A 20366-nucleotide genomic window follows, 5' to 3' on the forward strand; every position below is an offset into this window, starting at 1 on the left:
CTGCGATCCCCATCAATGACTCCGTTAGATGTTCTGCGCGACTCTTTCTATTTTTTCCAACGCAACTTCGGCCGCATCGCCCAACTGTGCCTGCCCCTGGTGATTCTCGAAGCGCTGCTGCAACAAGGCGTCAGCAGCGCCCTGGGCGAGAATGCCTTTCCCGGCTCCAGCGTGGTGGTGGGGCTCTTGCTCTATCCGCTGTACACCGGCGCGCTGATCCTGTTTCTCGACGCCCGCACCCGGGGGGAATCGCCTCGCAACCGTGATCTTTGGGCCATGGCCCTGAGCCTGTGGCCGCGCTTCGCCGTGCTGACGGCGGTCAGCACGCTGCTGATTCTTCTCGGGCTGTCGCTGTATTTGCTGCCGGGGCTGTGGCTGATGGTGGTGCTGGCCTTCGCCGAGTACCTGCTGGTGCTCAAGGGCCTGGCGCCCCTGGCGGCCATCAAGGAAAGCCTGCGTCTGAGCCGCGGGCACTTCCTGCGCATCCTGTTGTGCATCCTGGCGGTCATGGCCCCGTTGTGGCTGCTCAAAGGGGCGAGCGAAACCGCCTATCCCGATCCGCACAACCCGATCCTGTCCCTGGCCATCGACAGCGCTTACAGCTTCCTGCAGCTGTTCACCAGCGTGGTGCTGTTCCGCCTGTTCATGCTCATCAACGAGCCAACGGACAACCGCTGATTCACCTTGCGGCCGCTCTACCCCTTGGGTGAGCGCCGCGCACTCGGTTATGCTCCGGCCCATCCTGCAACGCCATAAGCCGAGCCGATGACCCGTCTACTGCGCATCACCCTGTTGAGCCTGCTCCTGATCGGCCTGGTACTGGCCGGCCTGATCTACAGCCTGACCTGGCGCCCTCTGCCCAAGGAAACCCTGACGGTCAGTTGCAGCGCCCAGGCCACGCCGCTGGTGCCGGGCCAGGCACTCAAGGTGATGACCTGGAACCTGCAGTACCTGGCGGGCAAGCGCTACGTGTTCTGGAACGACCAGGCCCGGGGCGAGGACGAACGTCCGACCCTGGAAGACATGGCCTTCAGCCTCGACGAAGTGGCCCGGGTCATCCGCGACGAACAGCCGGACCTGGTGCTGCTGCAGGAAGTGGACAACGGCGCCAAGGCCAGCGCCTATCAGGATCAACTCAAACTCCTGCAGGAGCGGCTCGCCGACCTCTACCCCTGCAGCACCCAGGCTTACGACTGGAAGGCGGACTTCGTGCCCTCGCCGCACATTTTCGGCAGCGTCGGCCGACAACTGGCGACCCTCAGCCGCTACCGCATCGATCACGCCGAACGCTTGCAACTGCCGGTTGCCCCGCACCCGCTCATCAGCCGGCAGTTCCAGCCCAAGGACGCCCTGCTGCTGAGCTACCTGCCCCTGAGCGATGGCGGCCAACTGGTGGTGCTGAACACCCATCTGGAACGTGCACAGCGCGCCGACGACACTCAGCACAAGCAGGTGACGGCCATTGCCAAGGTTCTGGACAAACTGGAGAGCCGCGGCACCCCCTGGCTGATTGGCGGCGATTTCAACCTGCTGCCCCTGAGCCAGTACCAACGCCTGAGCGAAGAACAGCGCGCGCCCTACAACGCTGACAGCCCGCTGCACCTGCTATGGGACAAGTACCCGATGATCCCCAGCAACACCCAGGCCAGTGGGGTCGACCGTGCTCGCTGGCTGACCCACTACCCCAACGACCCGAGCCTCGACGGCCCGGATCGCACGGTGGACTACCTGTTCTACAGCCCACGACTGAAGCGGGTTGAATCCCGAGTACGCCAGGACGACACCCAGCGCATCTCCGACCACCTGCCGGTGCTTGCCCGGTTCCTGTTGCCGGCGTTGTAACCCCGCTTCACTTGCGGGGTTTGATCCGCGCCGTAGCCTCGGCAATCAGCGGATCGTCCGGCCAGTAATGCTTGGGATAACGGCCCTTGAGATCCTTCTTCACCTCGGCGTAAGTGCTGCGCCAGAAGTTCGCCAGATCCTGGGTGACCTGCACCGGACGCCGCGCCGGCGACAGCAGGTGCAACTTGACCACTTGGCGGCCACCGGCAATCCGCGGCGTGTCCGACAGCCCAAACAGCTCCTGCAGGCGCACCGCCAGAATCGGCGGCTGCTCACTGTAGTCCAGACGGATCGAGGAACCCGAAGGTACCGTCAGATGATGCGGAGCCAGCTCGTCCAGGCGCTGGGGCAGCGGCCAGGGCAACAGGTTGTGGACAATGCTGGCCAGCTCCAGGTTGGCAAAGTGACTCAGTCGCGACACCTTGCCCAGGTAGGGCTGTAGCCACTGCTCCAGCCCTGCGAGCAAGGCGCCATCACTGACATCCGGCCATTGGCTCTCGCCCTTGTCCGCCAGATCCAGCTGCCGCAGCAAGGTCACCCGAGCCTGCCACTGGCGCAGCTCCGGGGTCCAGGGCAGCAGCTCCAGGCCCTTGCGCCGCACCAGATTGACCAGGGCCTGGCTACGGGCTGACTCGTCCAGGCCGGTGAGCGGTTCACGGCTGAGTACCAGCTCACCAACCTTGCGTTGACGCTCGGCCCGCAGCACGCCTTCGCGCTCGTCCCAATCCAGCTGGTCGACGTTGCGCACCTGCTCTGCCAGCACCGTATCGAACAGGGTCGGATCAAAATCCGCTGCCAGGTAGATGCGCTCCTCACGCTGGCCCTGGCGGCTGCCCAGGTCGGCGATCACCAGCCAGGGCTGCTTCATCAGGTTGTCGGTTTCGCTGAACAGCGCCGCACGGCCGTTGGCCAGTCGATACTCGGCACCACCGGGACGGCGCTGCTGGGCCACCCGATCGGGGTAGGCCAGGGCCAGCAAGGCACCAAGCCAGCGCGGATGCTCGGGATCGGCGACCGCTGCCTCGGGCTGCCCTCGCAGGTAGCCACGGTACTGCCGCGCCAGTTGCCGCGCACGCTGGACACCACCCTGGGCACCACGGGCCGCGCGCTCTTCCCCGGAAAGCAGCACCAGGCGACTGTGCAGGTCGGCGCCGGCCCCGCGCAAAATGTCCCGTTCCCCCAGCAGGGCCGCGACCTCGCAGGCCATCTGCGCCAGCCCCAGGGACTGGCCGCGCAACAGCAAGTGGGCAATGCGCGGATGGGCCGGCAACTCGGCCATGGCCTGACCGTGGCGGGTCAGTGTGCCGTCATCGTTGAGCGCTCCCAGGCGCTGCAACAGGTCCTGGGCCTGTGCATAAGCGGCGCTGGGAGGCGGGTCCAGCCAGGCCAGCTGATTCGGGGTCACGCCCCAGCGCGCCAGTTGCAGGGCCAGACCGGCCAGGTCGGCCTGAAGGATCTCCGCGCCGGCATAGGCCGCCAGTTGTTCCTGCTGATCCGCCGACCACAAGCGATAGCACACGCCAGGCTCCAGGCGCCCGGCCCGGCCGGCGCGCTGGGTGGCGCTGGCCCGGGAGATACGCTGGGTGTCGAGGCGGGTCATGCCGCTGCCGGGATCGAAGCGCGGCACTCGGGCCAGCCCGGCGTCCACCACCACCCGCACGCCGTTAATGGTCAGGCTGGTTTCGGCGATATTGGTGGCCAATACCACTTTACGCCGCCCCGCCGGGGCCGGATCGATGGCCGCGCGCTGGGCGGCCAGGTCCAGCTCGCCATGCAGTGGACAGAGCAGAATCTCACTGCGCTGTCCCAAGGACTCGGCCAACTGCTGATGCACTCGACGAATCTCGGCCTGGCCTGGGAGAAACACCAGCAGGCTGCCGCTTTCATCGTTGATGGCTTCAAGCACGGTCTGCACCACCCGCGGTTCGATGAACTCGCCGGGCTGGAACGGCCGCCCCCAGCGCTGGGTCACCGGGAACATGCGCCCCTCACTGCGCAGGATCGGCGCATCGCCCAGCAGCGTGGAAAGACGTTCGCCCTCCAGGGTCGCCGACATCAACAGAATCTTCAGGGGCTGCTCGTCACGAAACAGCTCCCGGCCATTGAGGCTCAAGGCCAGGGCCAGGTCGGCATCCAGGCTGCGCTCGTGAAACTCATCGAAGATCAGCAGGCCAACCCCTTCCAGGGCCGGGTCGTCCTGCAGGCGTCGGGTGAGGATGCCTTCGGTGACCACTTCGATACGGGTCCGCGGGCCGACCTTGCTCTCCAGGCGGATGCGGTAGCCCACGGTTTCACCGACTTTCTCCCCCAGTTCGCTGGCCAGGCGCTCCGCCGCAGCCCGGGCCGCCAGGCGCCGGGGTTCGAGCATGAGGATGGTCTGTCCGGCCAGCCAGTCCTGATCCAGAAGCGCCAGGGGCACACGGGTGGTCTTGCCGGCACCGGGCGGGGCTTCGAGCACCGCTTCATGGCGCGCCGCCAGGGCCTCGCGCAATGCAGGCAAAACTTCATCAATTGGCAAAGAATTCATGCTGGCTCCAAAACAGAGGCGCGAGTATAACGGCGAACTGCCTGGGGTTAATCATGGTCTGAGTGCTGATCGACAAGACTCAATGCCCCGCTCCATTTCGCTTTGTCTGCATATTTACCAGGAGATATCCATGCGTATTCCCCACCGTGTCATTGGCGGCGTTCTGGTGACCACTCTGCTGACCCAACTCACGGCCTGTGGCTCGATCTTCTTTCCCGACCGCCGCGGCCAGATCGACGGCAAGATCGATCCAGTGGTGGTGGTGCTCGATGCCGTGGGCCTGCTGTTCTATGTCATTCCGGGGCTGATCGCCTTTGGCGTCGACTTCGCCACCGGGGCGATCTACCTGGAGCCGGGCAAGACCGCGCAAATCGCGCCGGAAAAACTCCAGCAAGCCATTGGCGCCGACGGTAAAGTCGACAACCGCAAACTGCAGGCCATTCTGGAAAGCGAACTGGGGGGCAGCTTCCCTCTGGATGATCCGCGCCTGATCCAGCACAAGGGCAGCGTGCAGCAATTGGCCTTGTACGGCCTGCAGCCTGCAGCCTGACTCCAACCTTCAAGGAACCCGCCGCCGATGATTGGCAACCCGGAACACGCTCGCCTCCTGCGCCTGGCCACCCGCGCCTCGGTTACGGTGGCAGGCATCCTGATTGTGACCAAGGCCATCGCCTGGTGGCTCAGTGGCTCGGTGAGCATGCTGGCGGGGCTGACCGACTCGGTGCTCGACGGCTTCACCTCGCTGCTCAATCTGTTGGCGGTGCATTACGCCCTGCGCCCGGCCGATGATGATCACCGCTACGGCCACGGCAAGGCGGAGTCCCTGGCGGGCATGGCCCAGGCGCTGTTCATCGCCGGCAGTGCGGTGCTGATTGCCTTTCAGGCGTTCGAACGCCTGCAGCACCCGGAACCGGTAGGCGCACCCTGGCTGAGCATCGGGGTGATCGGGCTGTCGTTGGTGCTGACCATGGCGCTATTGATCCTGCAGCATCGGGTGATCCGCGAAACCGGCTCCAACGCGGTACGGGCCGACTCCCTGCACTACCGCTCCGACCTGCTGCTCAATGGCAGCATCCTCCTGGCCCTGGTACTGGCGGCCTTCGGCTGGCATCAGGTGGATGCCTGGTTCGGCCTGGGGATCGCCGTCTACATTCTCTGGAGCGCGATCCAGATCGCCCGGGAAAGTTTCTCGGTGCTGATGGACGAGGAACTGCCCGCCGATGTCAGCCAACACATGCTGGAACTGGCCTGCAGTGTGCCCGGCGTGCTGGGCGCCCATGACTTGCGCACGCGGATTTCCGGCAGCCACTGGTTCGTCCAACTGCATCTGGAACTGCCCGGCGACCTGAGCCTGTCGGTGGCCCACGCCATCAGCGATCAGGCCGCCGACGCGATCCACCAGGCCTATCCACGGGCCGAGGTGCTGGTACACGCCGATCCGCAGGAAGTGGTCGACACCGCCAGGGCTCAGTAAGTGACCTGGTAGCCCCGCGAGCTCAGGCAGTTGCCCTGGGCCTGACGGTAGGCCTGCACCACTTGCGGGGCCGGCTGATAGGTTGCGCTGGCCGGATCGAAGCCACTCTGCTGCACCGCCCAGCGATAGCAGTCGTAGCGATCCTGATCGATCTGCTGTGGCGACTGGCCGTTGACCGGGTACGCCAGCACATCATAGCCATTGCCAGTCGGCTGCTGGTCCGGCGGCGGCACACCCACGGGCGGTTCGACCACAACATACTGCTGGGTGTTGGCTTCATAGGTGTAATAAGCCCCGGCAGCGAGGAAAAACAGCGCGCTGCCGATCCACACTTCCCGCGCGTAGTCAGGCAGGTAGGCCACTCGAATCCCATAAGGCGGGCGCACCACCACATACCGTGGACCTTGTGGACGATACCAATAGCCCCCCGAGAAAAAGTAATCCTGGCCACGGTAAGGCACCCGGTAATTGCGCTCGGGGAAACGGTCAATCACGTAACCCGGGCGATACTGCGGACCTGGCCCCCAGCCGTTGCCATGCCCGTCGGGACGGCCCGGCCAGCGATAGTCGTTGGGGCGACCATGGTCGGGACGCGAGCCTGGACCACCGGCCTGCCAATGCGGGTTGTAGTCATTGCGCCGGGGAATGTCCTGGTAGTAGCCGCGCAGGGGTTCCTGGGTCTGGCGCACGGTATCGGGACGGCTCTGGATGGGCAGCCCTGGCGCCGGCTGCGGCTGCTGAGGAGCCGGTCGCCCCTGCTGATTGGGATCATGCTGGGGACGGTTCTGCCACTGCCCACCCGGATTCTGGCCGTTGTGTTCGAACTGCCGGCTGTTATCGCCACGAATGATCTCATTCTGCGGACGCGGTTGCTGCGGGGCAGGTTGCGCACGTTCAGGCGAGTTCGCCGGACCGCCCTGATGGCCCTCGCCACGCCCTTCGGGGGCATGCTCACGCTGCCCGCCGGAAGGTGCTCCCTGCAGTCTCTCGTCCCGCTCATCGGCGAGCACTTGCGCGCTGACGCTCACGCACAACACACCAACACCTGCCAAACGCCAGATGCGCGACTTCATGCTATTCCTCACTGCGGATTGGGGCCTGTACCTAAGACTGAAAAAGCCTGGGGCGGTTCTGCAGCAGATTATCAGTCACGAGACTTATTTCGCAGGCAATAAAAAAGGGCGGCCCGTCGGCCACCCCTTGAGATTTTGTCCGTGCTCGACGCTTGTGGCGCCGGCTCACCTCACTCCGTCTTCTGGACAGGGTGTAGCCCGGGGGCCGGATCAACCCTGTGGGGTTGGCGGCCGCGGCAGGCCTGATTCGGCGGGCCGCAGTGGACTCTATGTCCGGGCAGTGATTCTGGTGATAAGAATAGGCCTGGGCCGGCGACAGCGGATTGCGAAGATTGCTTGCAAAAACACCTCTTGCGCAATTTTTAACTCAAGATAGATAATTCAACGCAATACTTATGACAAAGGCCTGATTGATGAGCAAACTCGACCGCTATGACCTGAGTATTTTGGCGGAATTGCAACGCGATGCCCGCATCTCCAACCAGGAACTGGCCGAGCGCATCGGTCTGTCGCCCTCGCCCTGCTCGCGCCGGGTCAAGCAGCTGGAAGACGACGGTTATATTTCCCGCCAGGTCGCCCTGCTGGACCGCAAGATGCTCGGCCTGAGCCTGACCGCCTACGTATTGATCGGCATGGACCGGCACACGCCGGAACGCTTCGAGAACTTCGAAGCGGCCATCCGCAGCCTGCCCCAGGTACTGGAATGCAGCCTGGTGACCGGTGTGGACGCCGACTACCAGCTCAAGGTGGTGGTGCCGGACATGGATCACTATCAGAAGTTGCTGCTCGGCCACCTGACCCGTATCGACGGCGTGACCAGTGTGCGCTCCAGTTTCGTGCTCAATCAGGTGCTCAACAGCACCGAACTGCCCCTGACCCACCTGCGCAGCTGAATAGCGGCTGTGGCGACGTAACGCAGGCAGATCAATGCTCGGCAAGTGTCCCATGGCGTATACTCGCCCGGCGTTTTTTGACCTGCCTGCAATGGAGATGATCGATGGACCCAGCAGTATTCGAAGAGTGGATGATGACCGGTCTGGTCAGCATCCTGATCATATTCATGGGTTTCATCGTCTGGGACCTGGCCAAGAAGTCCAAGGCCGGACGCTTCGGCTCCTTTATCCTGTTCTTCGTACTGGGCCTGGGCGTGGCCGCCTTCATCATCAAGAGCGTGGTGATCGGCCTGATCGAATCCGGCGCTCTATAAGCGCGCCGGCACTTCCTTCCACTGGCCCTGATCCAGGCCATCCAGGGTCCAGTCGCCAATCCTGACCCGCACCAGCCGCAAGGTCGGCAAGCCGACGGCGGCGGTCATGCGCCGCACCTGGCGATTGCGCCCCTCACGAATCACCAATTCCAGCCAATGAGTAGGCACGCTCTTGCGAAAGCGCACTGGCGGATTGCGCGGCCACAGCTCTGGCTCTTCCAGCCGTCGCGCCTCAGCCGGCAAGGTCATGCCGTCGTTCAACTCCACGCCGTCACGCAAGCGCTGTAACTGCTCAGCGCTGGGTTCGCCTTCGACCTGTACCCAATAGGTCTTGGCCAACTTGTGCTTGGGATCGGCGACCCGCGCCTGCAACTGCCCGTCATTGGTCAACAGCAGCAACCCTTCGCTGTCGCGGTCCAGGCGCCCGGCCGGGTAGACCCCGGGAATGGCGATGAAATCCTTGAGCGTCGCCCGTCCCTCACCATCGCTGAACTGGGTCAGCACGTCGAAAGGCTTGTTGAACAGGATCAGCTTCGGCTCGGCCGGTGGCGCCTTGGCCACGCGCTTGGAGGGAGAAACGGAAAACGGCTTCGCGCCAGGGCGACGGGAAGCAGGACGGGACGGACGGGACATGGGATCAGGAACATTCAGCGATCAGGACCGACAATGCTAGTGGCCTGATCGCCAAATGACCATGGATTAAACGCTTAGCGGAAAGGCGGCTCGTCGAAGCTGCGCAGTTTGCGCGAGTGCAGGGAGTTGAGCTCACTGCGCATCAGGTCCACGGCTTCGATACCGATCTTCAAATGCTGGCTGACCGCCCGCTCGTAGAAGGCATTGGCCGCCCCCGGCAACTTGATCTCACTGTGCAGGGGTTTGTCCGAGACACACAGCAAAGTGCCGTAAGGCACCCGCAGGCGATAGCCCTGGGCCGCGATAGTGCCGCTTTCCATATCCACCGCCACGGCCCGGGACAGGTTGATGAACGGACGTTCCTCGGCCCAGCGCAGCTCCCAGTTGCGGTCGTCGTAAGTCAGGACGGTACCGGTGCGCAGGCGCTTCTTCAGTTGCTCGCCCTTCTCCCCGGTGACATTGGCCGCCGCTTGCTGCAACGCCAGCTGGACCTCGGCCAAGGCAGGAATCGGAATGTTCGGCGGCACCACGCGATCAAGAATGCCGTCACGCCGCATGTAGGCGTGAGCCAGGACGTAATCGCCGATGGTCTGGGACTGCCGCAGTCCACCGCAGTGGCCAATCATCAACCAGCAATGAGGGCGCAGCACCGCCAAGTGGTCAGTGATGTTCTTGGCATTGGAGGGGCCGACGCCGATATTCACCAGGGTCACACCGTGGCCATCGCTGGCCTGCAGGTGATAGGCCGGCATCTGGTAGCGATGCCAGACAACACCAGCGGCGATTGCCGAAGCCTCGCCATGATCCATGCTCTTTTCAATGATCACGTTGCCCGGCAGGACCATGCGCACAAAACGCGGATCACTGCGCAGTTGCTCCAGGCCATGGACGATGAACTGGTCGACGTAACGGTGATAGTTGGTTAGCAGGATCCACGGCTGCACATGACGCCAGTCGCTGCCGGTGTAATGCACCAGGCGCCGCAAAGAGAAATCGACCCGCGCCGCATCAAACAGCGCCAAAGGCAGCGGGTGAGTGTTTTCCCAGTCGTAGAGACCGTCGGCGATACCGTCGGTGGCAGCCGACAGGTCGGTGCTGGGGAATACCCGGGCCAGGGCCGCCGCGGTTACGCCGGAACCGGCCAGTTCGTCGCCCTGTTCCACCACGTAGGGATAAGGAATGTTCTGCTCGCTGACACCCACTTCCACCGTGACGGTGAAGTCATGCATCAAAGGCACCAGTTGCTCGAGCAGATAATTGCGAAAGGCCGCGGGATGAGTGACGGTGACGCTGTAGGTGCCCGGCAGTTGCACCTTGGCATAAGCCCGGGTGGTCTGCGGAACTTCGCCATGGCAGTGGTAGGTCAGGCGCAATTCGGGATAGCGAAACAGCGCTCTTTGCTCGGCATCCGGCTCGACCCGGTCCTTGAGGTAACGCTTGAGCGCCTGGCTCAGGGCCGTGGTGGCCCGCTCATGCAAAGCAGCAAGCCGATCCACGGCTTGCTCGGCGGTTTGAACGACAATAAAAGCTTCGGTCACGGTAAGCATCCTGTGTTCTGATCTTGCAGGCGTTCATCTTGCCTGCAACACCGCCCCACGGGAACAGCGGAGTTACAGGAGCCGGCGTGTCGGCGCTGGCCATGGCGACAACGCCTCTTCGCCGACAAGCCGGCTGCTACGAAAGGTCAGAAGCCTTGAGGCGTGGAGCGGGCAACAATGGCGGCTACGTCCAGCCCGCGGGGCAAGGTACCGTAGACCCGACCGCTCTGCCCTCCAAGACGACTGGCGATAAAGGCGTCGCTGACCACCTCGTTACCAGCCTCAAGCAGGAGCTTGGCCTGCAGGCCCAAGGCAATGTCCTCGGTCAGTTGGCGGGCGCGGTACTGGATGTCGCCGGTGTCCCTGAAGCTGTCCTTGAGCGCCGCAATATGCGCCGCCAGACGCTGCTCGCCATGCCCGTCCCCCAGCTCGGCAAACAATACATCGAGTACCCCGGGCTCTTTCGACAAGGCCCGCAGCACGTCCAGGCATTGCACGTTGCCTGAGCCTTCCCAGGTGGAGTTCACCGGCGCCTCGCGGTACAGCCGCGGCAGGATGCTGTCTTCGACATATCCGGCGCCTCCCATGCATTCGGCGGCCTCGTTGATCATGGCCGGGGCGCGCTTGCAGATCCAATACTTGCCCACTGCCGTCACTAGCCGAGAGAACTTCGCTTCCTGGGCATCGTCCTGATGATCCAGGGCTCGTCCCATGCGCATGCTCAAGGCCAGGGCCGCTTCGCTTTCCAAGGCCAGGTCGGCCAGCACGTTCTGCATCAGCGGTTGCTCACTGAGCACCCGCCCGCCGACGCGGCGATGGGCACAATGATGGCTGGCCTGAGTCAAGGCCTGGCGCATCAGCGAGCTGGAGCCGACCATGCAGTCAAAGCGAGTCATGGCGACCATTTCGATAATGGTGGGTACGCCGCGCCCCTCGTCACCGATCATCCAGGCCAGAGCGCCACGGAACTCCACTTCGCTGGAAGCATTGGAGAGGTTGCCCAGCTTGTTCTTCAAGCGCTGGATATAGAACTGGTTGCGGCTGTCATCCGGACGATGACGGGGCAGAAGGAAACAAGTCAGGCCCTTGTCGGTCTGGGCCAGGGTCAGGAAGGCATCGCACATCGGCGCCGAGCAGAACCACTTGTGCCCCACCAGCTCATAAGCCTGCCCCGGTCCCGGGGCTCCCACCGGATAGGCTCGGGTGGTATTGGCACGAACGTCGGTCCCGCCCTGCTTCTCGGTCATGGCCATGCCAATCGTCAGCCCGGTCTTGTGCTGCATGCCAACATTACGCGGGTCGTATTGAGTGGCGAGGATCTTCGGCAACCACTGCTCGGCGATGTCCGGCTGCAGTTTCAGCGCCGGCACGCAGGCAAACGTCATGGTCAACGGGCAACCGCTGCCCGCCTCGGCCTGACTGTGCAAATAGGTCATGGCGGCGCGGGCTACATGAGCCCCCGCTTGTGGGTCGGTCCAGGGCAGTGAGGTCAGCCCGCCCTCGATGGCCGCCTGCATCAACTGGTGATACGCCGGATGAAACTCCACCAGGTCGATCCGGTGACCAAAGCGGTCGTGACTGGAAAACACCGGTTTGTTCTGATTGGCCAGGAACCCCGCCTCCATCAGCGGACCACCCGCCAGGGCGCCATAGGCATCGACCCGGGATTCGGCCCAGCCGGCATCGAAGCGCCGCATCCACTGCTGTAACGGCAGGTCGATCCGATAGAGGTTGGCGCCGTCCAGGGCGGGCGGCTGGTTGGTGACTTCGTGAGTTTCAGCGAACTGGTGGAGGTTCATTGCGGGACTCCTTCAGGGTGTGCCAAGACCCCAGTTAAGCACCCGCTCTACCCCGAACAAAGTGGCATATCAGCCTAAATATCGGCACTTTCGCCTTGTTCAACACAAAGTACCCGCTTCAACAGCACCGCTTGCAGTGCCTCGAATTTCACCGGTTTGCCCAGGCAGTCGGCTCCTGCTGTCGCTGCACAACCTTCAGTACCAGGAGCGCAGGCCAGCAAGATGGGCAGGTGGGCGTATCCGGGCATTGCCTGGGCCTGAAGACGAAATGCCCCCAGTTGCGCTGCTGTGATCTGGCCATCGATCAGCACCGCGCTGACAAGTTCACGCCCCAGCAGTTGCAGCGCATCGGTGGGACTGCCGACGGTGCGTACTCGGTACCCCAGCTTGAGCAACATGCCCCGCACCACCAGTTGATCGACGTCGTTATCGTCCATCAGCAGCACGGTACAGTCCTGGGGCGCACGCCGATGAAGGGCTGTCGGCGCCCGAGGAGTGGGTTCCTGGACATCGAACTCCACCAGCAAGCGGAAACAACTGCCCTGTCCAGGCGTGGACTCATGGGTCAATTGCCCGCCCAGCAAGTCCACCAATTGCCGGCAGATCGCCAGGCCGATGCCCAATCCGCCGTATTCACGCGTCATGGAACCGTCGAGCTGGAAGAAACGCTGGTACAGCGTCGCCTCGTCCAGATTGACAAAACCTATCCCGCTGTCGATCACCTCAAAGCTCAGGCTCACTCGCTCGGCCGAAACAGACCGGGTGACCACCCGCAACACCACGCCACCGGAATGGGTGAACTTGACGGCATTCTCCAGCAGGCACTCCAGGCAATGGCTGAGCTTGCAGCGATCTCCCTGCAAGCGGTCGGGCAGCCCGGCACTGAGGTCGACCTGAAAGGACAGGGACTTGGCCGCCGCGCTGGCGCCAAACTGGGTTTGCAGTGCGCTGAGCATCGAACGCAGGCTGAACGGCTGGCGCTGGGCGCTGAGCTTGCCGGCTTGCAGTTCGGTCAACGTGAGGATGCCGTTGACCATGCGCATCATGTCCCGTGCCGAGCCGGCGGCGGTCTGCTGGTACTGCTCCATCTCCGGGTCCAGTTCCAGGGTCTGCATCAGCTCAAGCGAGCCGATGACACCGTTCATCGGCGTACGCAACTCGTGGGTCAGGGTAGCCAGGAACTCATCCTTGAGACGGTTACTGTGAGCCAGTTGCTGGTTCAGCACTTCAAGCTTCTGCCCGGCCTCAAGCAGCGTCTGGGCTTGTTGCTCACGCATCGAGTTGATCCGGTCGGCCAGGGCCAGGGATAGCAGCGCCACCTCGATCGCCGAGCCGATCTGGCTGGCGTACATGGTCAGGAATACGTTCGGCAGGTAACCCAGCACCATCAAGGTGTTGATCACCCCACCGAACAGAAAGGCCGACCAGGCAATGATGAAATAACGCGCCACCCGCAATCCGCGACACCAGGCGACGATCCCCGCCACATAAATCACCACGGTAAACAGCAGCGCCAAGGTGGTTGCCAGGCGCAAGGCCAGGGCGTAGCTGGTCATCAGTGACAAGGCCATGACCACTGCGCCGAACGCCATCAGCGCCAGCAGCACCCGGTCAACCCAGGGACTGTGCCGGGAGGTCTGCAGGAAACTGCGGGCGAACTGACTGCCGAACAGCCCCGCGGCGCCGATGAAGAATGGCGTCGCCGCATTGGCCCACCACGGACTGTTGGGCCAGAAGTACTCCACTGCGGCACCGTTGACCGACAGTTGATAAAGACCGAACGAAGCGATGTAGACGATGTAGTAGAGGTAGCTGGTGTCACGCACGCTGAGATAGATGAACAGGTTGTACACCAGCATGCCCAGCAACACCCCGTAGATCAGCCCCAGCACGTAGAGCCGCACTGGCTGCGCCTCAAGGTAGGCAGTGGTGGACCAGAGGCTCAGCGGCGCCTGGATCGAACCTTCACTGGCCAGGCGCAAATAGACAGTCTTGTGCTCATGGGGGGAGAAATTCAGGTTGAACAGGTAATTGTTCTGGCGAATCTGTCGGCTGTCGAATGGCAAGGCATCGCCGGTGCGCTCCGCCAGACGAAAGCCACCGGCTTCATCGGGGACGTACAGATCCAGGTGATCCAGGGGCGGATAGGCCAGTTCCAGCAACCAGCTGCGCTGTGCCGTGGGATTGCCGGGGCGGTATTGAAGGTCGATCTTCAGCCAGAAGGCCGAACGTGAGTAACCGGCATTGAGGGTGTCTTTATCGTGGGGCTTGAAGTGCTCAGCCAAGGGCCCCGAACTAACATCGGCAATGGTTGCTTCGCCACCCGCGTCTTCGAATACTTGCATCACTCGGCCCAAAGGCAAGCGTTGAGTGAACTCGTCGAACTCGACGGCGCCAGCCAGCATCGGCAAGCTCAACAGCAACATCAGCAAATAGCGCATTAAAGCCCCAGCGTGGCTTGTCCGGTGGTGTCAGGAAGTCCCCCATTTCCCTTGAGCAGACGCAAGACCGGCATGACCTGTTATTGGTTTGAATGCACTCTAGCATAGCCGTTGATGGCCAATGAACACCATTGAAAATTTTAGTCTAAAGGCTCTAGAACGGGCCTTTCAGCGCAATCCAGCGAGCTAGAGCTGTTGCATCGGTCAAGAAGATCGAACACGGCAAAGCGACAACTTCCATTGCGCACCAGGCGCCGCGAAAAAAAGCGTTTGGTGGTAAGCTCGCCGCCCATGAATATCTACAGCTCTCGCCCCGTTGTCCTCTGTCTCTCCGGCCACGACCCCAGTGGTGGCGCCGGCTTGCAGGCAGATATCGAAGCCCTGCTGGCTCAGGGTTGTCACGCAGCTCCGGCTGTCACCGCCCTGACCGTGCAAGACACGGTCAACGTCAGCGATTTCCGCGTTCTGGATCGCGAGTGGGTATTGGCCCAGGCCAATGCCGTGCTCAACGACTCCACTGTCGCCGCGGTCAAGCTGGGCATGCTGGGCTCCCTGGAGATGGTCGACACCGTGGTCGAACTGCTCCAGGCACACCCACACCTGCCCCTGGTGTGCGACCCGGTGCTGCGCGCCGGCGGCGGTGGCCGTCTGGGCAAGGATGAAGTGGGCTACGCCATGCGCGAACGCCTGCTGCCCCTGGCCACCATTGCCACTCCCAACCTTCCCGAAGCCCGAATTCTTGCGGAACTGCCAGAAGGCAGCGCCGACCAATGCGCCGAAAAACTCCTGCCGTTCGTCAAGCACCTGCTGATCACCGGCGGCCATGGCGATGAACACGAAGTGCACAATCGCCTGTACAGCCGTGACGGCCTGCGCGAGACCTACACCTGCCAGCGTCTGCCAGGCAGCTACCACGGCTCCGGCTGCACCCTGGCCAGTGCCCTGGCCGGACGTCTGGCCCAAGGCGAACATCTGGCCAGCGCCGTAAAGTCGGCCCTGGACTACACCTGGCGCACCCTGCGCGACGCCGAGCAACTGGGCCGCGGCCAGTTTGTCCCGCGCCGCTTGCCGTTGGATTTCTGCTCGTAATGTCATGAGGCCCGCTCAATGAAACTACGTGGTCTGTACGCCATCACCGACAGCCAGCTGTTGGCCGGCAAGTTCCTGAAGTACGTGGAGGCAGCGCTGGAAGGCGGCGTCACCCTGTTGCAGTACCGCGATAAAAGCGATGACCAGGCCCGCCGTCTGCGGGAAGCCGAAACCCTGCTGAACCTGTGCGAGCGCTACAAGACCCGCCTGATCATCAACGATGACGCCGAGCTGGCGGCACGCATCGGTGCCGGCGTGCACCTGGGCCAGAGCGACGGTCCCCTGACGCCGGCCCGCGCCCTGCTGGGGCGCCAGGCCATTATCGGATCGACCTGCCACGACCAATTGCCACTGGCCGAGCAAGCCGCGAAGGAAGGCGCCAGCTATGTCGCCTTCGGCCGCTTTTTCAATTCCACCACCAAACCCGGCGCGCCCACGGCCAGCCTGGAGTTGCTGGATCAGGCCCGGGCCAGCCTGCATCTGCCGATCTGCGTGATTGGCGGCATCACCCTGGAAAACGCCGCTCCCCTGGTGAACCACGGCGCCGACCTGCTGGCGGTGGTTCACGGCCTGTTCGGCGCCGATAGCGCCGACGAAGTGACCCGTCGCGCCCGCGCCTTCAACGCCCTATTCAACAGCTGATTTTTTGAGAGCCCGATCATGTCCCGTTCCGAAACCCTGTTTGCCGACGCCCAGAAACACATCCCTGGTGGCGTCAACTCGCCGGTCCGCGCCTTCAAGAGCGTGGGCGGCACCCCGCTGTTCTTCAAGCACGCCGAAGGTGCCTACGTCACTGACGAAGACGACAAGCGCTATGTCGACTATGTCGGGTCCTGGGGCCCGATGATTCTCGGCCACAGTCACCCGGACGTGCTGGACGCGGTACGCAAGCAGCTGGAGCATGGCCTGTCCTACGGCGCCCCGACTGCCATGGAAACCGAAATGGCCGATCTGGTGTGCTCCATCGTTCCCTCCATGGAAATGGTGCGCATGGTCAGCTCCGGCACTGAAGCCACCATGAGCGCGATTCGCCTGGCCCGTGGCTTTACCGGCCGCGACAGCATCATCAAGTTCGAAGGCTGCTACCACGGGCATTCCGACAGCCTGCTGGTCAAGGCCGGTTCCGGCGCCCTGACTCAAGGCGTACCCAGCTCTGCCGGTGTACCTGCAGCTTTCGCCAAACACACGCTGACCCTGCCCTTCAACGACATCGCTGCAGTGGAAAAAATGCTGGCGGAAGTGGGCCAGGAAGTGGCCTGCATCATCGTCGAACCTGTGGCCGGCAACATGAACTGTGTGCCGCCGGCACCGGGCTTCCTCGAGGGGCTGCGCACTCTTTGCGACCAACACGGCGTAGTGCTGATCTTCGACGAAGTGATGACCGGCTTTCGTGTCGCTTTAGGCGGCGCCCAGGCCCATTACGGCGTGACTCCAGACCTGTCCACCTTCGGCAAGATCATCGGCGGCGGCATGCCAGTGGGCTGCTTCGGCGGCAAACGCAAGATCATGGAACACATTGCGCCCCTGGGTCCGGTCTACCAGGCCGGCACCCTGTCCGGTAACCCGCTGGCCATGGCTGCCGGCCTGACCACCCTGCGCCTGATCAGCCGCCCGGGCTTCCACGCCGAACTGAGCGACTACACCAGCCGCCTGCTCGAAGGCTTGCAGCAACGCGCCGATGCCGCAGGCATTCCGTTCGTCACCACTCAGGCGGGCGGCATGTTCGGCCTGTACTTCAGTGGCGCGGACGATATCGTCACCTTTGACGATGTGATGGCCAGCGATGCCAACCTATTCAAGCGCTTCTTCCACCTGATGCTGGAAGGCGGCGTGTACCTGGCGCCAAGTGCCTTTGAGGCCGGTTTCACCTCGATCGCCCACGGCGAGACTGAGCTGCAACTGACCCTGGATGCCGCAGAGCGCGCATTTGCCGCCCTGAAATAAGCGCTACATGGCTGGCATGGTGACCGACCATGCCAGCTTCGTGCTTTACTCGAACTTTCCCTTGGCAAAGGGGGAAATACGCGGCAAACCAGCGGATATCGCGGCCACGCAGCAGAAAAACGAGTAAAGACTTTGTAAGGTTGGCCCTGCTTATTTCATAATGCGCGCTTATTGGACCCCCTCGCCGGGTCCGCGCGCCCCTCAGAGGTAAGTCGATTCCCATGAACCGCACCGGCCGCGCCCTGACATTGGGCTGCCTGTTGCTCCTTCAGCCCCTGCTCGCGCACGCACAAGCAGGCGGCAACTCGTTGTTGATCCCAGCGATGGGTCGCTGCACCCTCGATCCCCAGGCACAGGAACAGGCCGAGGCGCTAGCCGCGTGCCAGAAAGCCGCCGATGAAGGGGATGCACAGGCGCAATACGAGTTGGGTGAGTTCTACTACGAGGGTAAAGGCGCGCCGCAGGACCTCAATCAAGCCCTGAGCTATTTCGAAAAGGCCTCGTTGCAAGGCCATGCCCAGGCGCAGTTCAAGCTCGGCACCATGTTCTTCCACGGCGAAGGCGTGCCGGCCAACAACGTTCAAGCCTACATCGTGCTGAAGATGGCTGCGGTCAATGGTGCCGAAGACGCCCTGGACACTGCCGACGAAGTCGCCGAGCACATGCAGCGTGACGAACTGGAAGTTGCGACCCAGGTGCTGGGGCAGATCTTCCGTAAATACCTGATGGAACTGCAAAGCGCCGATGGGCGTTCGCCTTTCTCGCCCCTGCCGTAACCGCTTTACGCCACTCACCGGCAAACTGGCGCCTACGCAAACCAGGCTTACTTTTCGGGCATTGGCATGGGAAACGGCATGACGTTGCTTACGCCACGAGCCTCGCTGATCTTTGGTGTGCCTAGGCGCTCCACTTCGTCGATGCGCACAATCGAATGCATCGGCACAAAACTGCGCACAACGCCTTCGAACTGAGCCTTGAGTTTTTCTTCGCTCGGATCGACGACCACTTGCGTGCGCTCGCCAAAGACGAACTCTTCCACTTCCAGAAAGCCCCACAGATCACTTTGATAGATCTGCTTGGCGTACATTTCGAACACCTGGCCCTGGTTGAGAAAAATCACCTTATAGATTGGGGCTTCACGTTTGGTCATGGTGGGCGGGCAACACATCGGGGGACAAAAATAGGGCGCGAACTATAGCATAGCTACCCGATGCACAACGCTAGGAACCTGTAGGTATGGCCCCTATAATGCGCGGTTCTTTGAATCACGTGAGACCGAGGTCCATGGCCAAGAAGCTTTACATCGAAACCCACGGTTGCCAGATGAACGAGTACGACAGCTCGCGCATGGTAGACCTGCTGGGTGAACATCAGGCCCTGGAAGTCACCGCCCGCGCCGAAGACGCTGACGTCATCCTGCTCAACACCTGCTCCATTCGCGAGCGCGCCCAGGACCGGGTGTACTCGCAACTGGGGCGCTGGCGCGAGCTGAAGCTGGCCAACCCGGACATGGTGATCGCCGTCGGTGGCTGCGTGGCCAGTCAGGAAGGCGCGGCCATCCGTGATCGAGCGCCCTACGTGGACGTGGTCTTCGGCCCGCAGACGCTGCACCGCCTGCCGGAAATGATCGACGTCGCTCGCGCCACCAAGCTGCCGCAAGTGGATGTCTCATTCCCGGAAATCGAAAAGTTCGACCACCTGCCCGAGCCGCGCATCGACGGCCCCAGCGCCTATGTGTCGGTGATGGAAGGCTGCAGCAAGTACTGCACGTTCTGCGTAGTGCCTTACACCCGCGGCGAAGAGGTCAGCCGGCCATTTGACGACGTGATCGCCGAGATCATCCACCTGGCGGAAAACGGTGTGCGTGAAGTCACCTTGCTGGGCCAGAACGTCAACGGCTACCGGGGTCAGACCCACGACGGGCGCATGGCGGACCTGGCCGAGTTGATCCGCGTAGTCGCCGCTGTCGATGGTATCGAACGAATTCGCTACACCACCTCGCACCCCCTGGAGTTCTCCGACAGCCTGATCCAGGCTCATGCCGAAGTACCAGAGCTGGTGAAACACCTGCACCTGCCGGTGCAATCGGGCTCGGACCGCATTCTGGCGGCGATGAAACGCAATCACACAGCTTTGGAATACAAGTCCAAGCTGCGCAAGCTACGGGCGGCAGTCCCGGGAATCTGCATCAGCTCGGACTTTATCGTCGGCTTCCCCGGCGAGACGGAGAAAGACTTCCAGCAAACCATGAAGCTGATCGAGGACGTAGGCTTTGACTTCTCCTACTCCTTTATCTACAGCCAGCGCCCAGGTACCCCGGCTGCAGACCTCGCCGACGACACACCCGAAGCGCTGAAGAAGGAGCGTCTGAACGCACTGCAGCATCGCCTGAACCAGCAAGGATTCGAGATCAGCCGACAAATGGTCGGCTCGACCCAACGCATTCTGGTCACCGATTACTCCAAGAAAGACCCTGGCGAATTGCAGGGCCGTACCGAGAACAACCGGATCGTCAACTTCCGTTGCGACAATCCCACACTGATCGGCCAGTTCGCCGACGTGCACATCGATTCGGCGCAGCCCCATTCGCTGCGCGGCTCGCTGTTATCGTAAGCACTGACTCGTGTAGGAGCGGGCTTGTGCAGGAGCGGGCTTACCGGCGAAGAAACCTTCAAGAGCACCTTCGCCGGCAAGCCGACTCCTACAAAGAAAGCATCACCGGCCATTGCACCGCATAAGAGCTTTCGCACCCAGGCCGCTGGCGTTATCCTTGAATTCATCTTAATTGCCGTTGGGCGG

General features: G+C 62.7%; 18 protein-coding genes. 11 read left to right on the top strand and 7 right to left on the bottom strand.

Annotated elements, in window-relative coordinates:
- Positions 1 to 15 precede the first annotated feature (15 nt).
- Together Q8O96_RS26055 and Q8O96_RS26060 are read left to right on the top strand one after the other, a co-directional pair.
- Complete coding sequence (locus Q8O96_RS26055; RefSeq protein WP_102865376.1) at positions 16 to 678, top strand: YciC family protein; 663 nt, start codon at positions 16 to 18, stop codon at positions 676 to 678.
- A gap of 87 nt (positions 679 to 765) precedes the next feature.
- Positions 766 to 1842 carry an endonuclease/exonuclease/phosphatase family protein gene (locus Q8O96_RS26060; protein ID WP_102865375.1) on the top strand — a complete coding sequence of 359 codons (1077 nt, stop codon included), beginning with the start codon at positions 766 to 768 and terminating at the stop codon, positions 1840 to 1842.
- 7 nt (positions 1843 to 1849) lie between these two features.
- Here the strand turns inward: Q8O96_RS26060 and hrpB are convergent, their stop codons facing one another.
- Positions 1850 to 4369: an ATP-dependent helicase HrpB gene (gene hrpB / locus Q8O96_RS26065; protein WP_250330507.1), complete on the bottom strand. Its 2520-nt coding sequence runs from the start codon at positions 4367 to 4369 to the stop codon at positions 1850 to 1852.
- A 130-nt stretch (positions 4370 to 4499) separates the two neighbouring features.
- On the opposite strand from hrpB, the gene Q8O96_RS26070 reads away from it, so the two are divergent.
- Complete coding sequence (locus Q8O96_RS26070) at positions 4500 to 4919, top strand: polyribonucleotide nucleotidyltransferase (protein ID WP_102865373.1); 420 nt, start codon at positions 4500 to 4502, stop codon at positions 4917 to 4919.
- A gap of 27 nt (positions 4920 to 4946) precedes the next feature.
- Positions 4947 to 5843 (top strand): cation diffusion facilitator family transporter, encoded by an 897-nt coding sequence (locus Q8O96_RS26075; protein ID WP_102865372.1) that lies wholly within the window; start codon positions 4947 to 4949, stop codon positions 5841 to 5843.
- Here Q8O96_RS26075 and Q8O96_RS26080 read toward each other — a convergent pair.
- Complete coding sequence (locus Q8O96_RS26080; protein ID WP_305949713.1) at positions 5837 to 6916, bottom strand: DUF6515 family protein; 1080 nt, start codon at positions 6914 to 6916, stop codon at positions 5837 to 5839. The genes Q8O96_RS26075 and Q8O96_RS26080 overlap by 7 nt on opposite strands.
- Positions 6917 to 7329: 413 nt before the next feature.
- Between Q8O96_RS26080 and Q8O96_RS26085 the strand changes: the two genes are divergently transcribed.
- On the top strand, positions 7330 to 7809 hold the full coding sequence (locus tag Q8O96_RS26085) for an Lrp/AsnC family transcriptional regulator (protein ID WP_102865370.1): 480 nt from the start codon (positions 7330 to 7332) through the stop codon (positions 7807 to 7809).
- 104 nt (positions 7810 to 7913) lie between these two features.
- Positions 7914 to 8123 (top strand): DUF2788 domain-containing protein, encoded by a 210-nt coding sequence (locus Q8O96_RS26090; protein WP_003228500.1) that lies wholly within the window; start codon positions 7914 to 7916, stop codon positions 8121 to 8123.
- On the opposite strand, the gene Q8O96_RS26095 is transcribed toward Q8O96_RS26090, so the two are convergent.
- The 4 genes from Q8O96_RS26095 to Q8O96_RS26110 form a co-directional block, all read right to left on the bottom strand.
- Positions 8118 to 8684 carry a pseudouridine synthase gene (locus tag Q8O96_RS26095; protein WP_305949745.1) on the bottom strand — a complete coding sequence of 189 codons (567 nt, stop codon included), beginning with the start codon at positions 8682 to 8684 and terminating at the stop codon, positions 8118 to 8120. The genes Q8O96_RS26090 and Q8O96_RS26095 overlap by 6 nt on opposite strands.
- Before the next feature lie 146 nt (positions 8685 to 8830).
- The gene (gene amn, locus Q8O96_RS26100; RefSeq protein WP_162884094.1) at positions 8831 to 10303 is read right to left on the bottom strand and encodes an AMP nucleosidase; all 1473 of its coding nucleotides are present in this window, start codon (positions 10301 to 10303) and stop codon (positions 8831 to 8833) included.
- 137 nt (positions 10304 to 10440) lie between these two features.
- The gene (locus Q8O96_RS26105; protein WP_110596243.1) at positions 10441 to 12093 is read right to left on the bottom strand and encodes an acyl-CoA dehydrogenase family protein; all 1653 of its coding nucleotides are present in this window, start codon (positions 12091 to 12093) and stop codon (positions 10441 to 10443) included.
- A gap of 74 nt (positions 12094 to 12167) precedes the next feature.
- Positions 12168 to 14534 (bottom strand): hybrid sensor histidine kinase/response regulator, encoded by a 2367-nt coding sequence (locus tag Q8O96_RS26110; protein ID WP_102865366.1) that lies wholly within the window; start codon positions 14532 to 14534, stop codon positions 12168 to 12170.
- Positions 14535 to 14825: 291 nt separating this feature from the next.
- On the opposite strand from Q8O96_RS26110, the gene Q8O96_RS26115 reads away from it, so the two are divergent.
- The 4 genes from Q8O96_RS26115 to Q8O96_RS26130 all read left to right on the top strand — a co-directional run bounded on the left by Q8O96_RS26115 (position 14826) and on the right by Q8O96_RS26130 (position 18343).
- Complete coding sequence (locus Q8O96_RS26115) at positions 14826 to 15623, top strand: hydroxymethylpyrimidine/phosphomethylpyrimidine kinase (protein ID WP_042941299.1); 798 nt, start codon at positions 14826 to 14828, stop codon at positions 15621 to 15623.
- Positions 15624 to 15641: 18 nt separating this feature from the next.
- Positions 15642 to 16265 (top strand): thiamine phosphate synthase, encoded by a 624-nt coding sequence (gene thiE, locus Q8O96_RS26120; protein WP_102865365.1) that lies wholly within the window; start codon positions 15642 to 15644, stop codon positions 16263 to 16265.
- Between the two features lie 18 nt (positions 16266 to 16283).
- On the top strand, positions 16284 to 17567 hold the full coding sequence (gene hemL / locus Q8O96_RS26125; protein ID WP_102865364.1) for a glutamate-1-semialdehyde 2,1-aminomutase: 1284 nt from the start codon (positions 16284 to 16286) through the stop codon (positions 17565 to 17567).
- A gap of 221 nt (positions 17568 to 17788) precedes the next feature.
- A complete protein-coding gene (locus Q8O96_RS26130; RefSeq protein WP_102865363.1) occupies positions 17789 to 18343 on the top strand; it encodes a tetratricopeptide repeat protein in 555 nt (184 codons plus the stop codon).
- Between the two features lie 47 nt (positions 18344 to 18390).
- Here the strand turns inward: Q8O96_RS26130 and Q8O96_RS26135 are convergent, their stop codons facing one another.
- A complete protein-coding gene (locus Q8O96_RS26135; protein ID WP_007927079.1) occupies positions 18391 to 18717 on the bottom strand; it encodes a DUF1820 family protein in 327 nt (108 codons plus the stop codon).
- Between the two features lie 134 nt (positions 18718 to 18851).
- Between Q8O96_RS26135 and miaB the strand changes: the two genes are divergently transcribed.
- Positions 18852 to 20180, top strand: coding sequence for a tRNA (N6-isopentenyl adenosine(37)-C2)-methylthiotransferase MiaB (gene miaB / locus Q8O96_RS26140; protein ID WP_162884095.1), 1329 nt, complete (start codon positions 18852 to 18854; stop codon positions 20178 to 20180).
- Positions 20181 to 20366: the final 186 nt, after the last annotated feature.

This window comes from Pseudomonas sp. LPH60, from assembly GCF_030718165.1.
Taxonomy (GTDB): Bacteria; Pseudomonadota; Gammaproteobacteria; order Pseudomonadales; family Pseudomonadaceae; genus Aquipseudomonas; species Aquipseudomonas danubii.

Excerpts from the sequence above, each read along its gene's own strand:
- Q8O96_RS26115 (WP_042941299.1), top strand. The coding sequence starts at position 14,826 with ATGAATATCTACAGCTCTCGCCCCGTTGTCCTCTGTCTCTCCGGCCAC.
- Q8O96_RS26110 (WP_102865366.1), bottom strand. The coding sequence starts at position 14,534 with ATGCGCTATTTGCTGATGTTGCTGTTGAGCTTGCCGATGCTGGCTGGC.
- Q8O96_RS26090 (WP_003228500.1), top strand. The coding sequence starts at position 7,914 with ATGGACCCAGCAGTATTCGAAGAGTGGATGATGACCGGTCTGGTCAGC.
- miaB (WP_162884095.1), top strand. The coding sequence starts at position 18,852 with ATGGCCAAGAAGCTTTACATCGAAACCCACGGTTGCCAGATGAACGAG.
- Q8O96_RS26060 (WP_102865375.1), top strand. The coding sequence starts at position 766 with ATGACCCGTCTACTGCGCATCACCCTGTTGAGCCTGCTCCTGATCGGC.
- Q8O96_RS26070 (WP_102865373.1), top strand. The coding sequence starts at position 4,500 with ATGCGTATTCCCCACCGTGTCATTGGCGGCGTTCTGGTGACCACTCTG.
- Q8O96_RS26105 (WP_110596243.1), bottom strand. The coding sequence starts at position 12,093 with ATGAACCTCCACCAGTTCGCTGAAACTCACGAAGTCACCAACCAGCCG.
- hemL (WP_102865364.1), top strand. The coding sequence starts at position 16,284 with ATGTCCCGTTCCGAAACCCTGTTTGCCGACGCCCAGAAACACATCCCT.
- Q8O96_RS26080 (WP_305949713.1), bottom strand. The coding sequence starts at position 6,916 with ATGAAGTCGCGCATCTGGCGTTTGGCAGGTGTTGGTGTGTTGTGCGTG.
- Q8O96_RS26130 (WP_102865363.1), top strand. The coding sequence starts at position 17,789 with ATGAACCGCACCGGCCGCGCCCTGACATTGGGCTGCCTGTTGCTCCTT.
- amn (WP_162884094.1), bottom strand. The coding sequence starts at position 10,303 with ATGCTTACCGTGACCGAAGCTTTTATTGTCGTTCAAACCGCCGAGCAA.
- Q8O96_RS26055 (WP_102865376.1), top strand. The coding sequence starts at position 16 with ATGACTCCGTTAGATGTTCTGCGCGACTCTTTCTATTTTTTCCAACGC.
- hrpB (WP_250330507.1), bottom strand. The coding sequence starts at position 4,369 with ATGAATTCTTTGCCAATTGATGAAGTTTTGCCTGCATTGCGCGAGGCC.
- Q8O96_RS26075 (WP_102865372.1), top strand. The coding sequence starts at position 4,947 with ATGATTGGCAACCCGGAACACGCTCGCCTCCTGCGCCTGGCCACCCGC.
- Q8O96_RS26085 (WP_102865370.1), top strand. The coding sequence starts at position 7,330 with ATGAGCAAACTCGACCGCTATGACCTGAGTATTTTGGCGGAATTGCAA.
- Q8O96_RS26135 (WP_007927079.1), bottom strand. The coding sequence starts at position 18,717 with ATGACCAAACGTGAAGCCCCAATCTATAAGGTGATTTTTCTCAACCAG.
- thiE (WP_102865365.1), top strand. The coding sequence starts at position 15,642 with ATGAAACTACGTGGTCTGTACGCCATCACCGACAGCCAGCTGTTGGCC.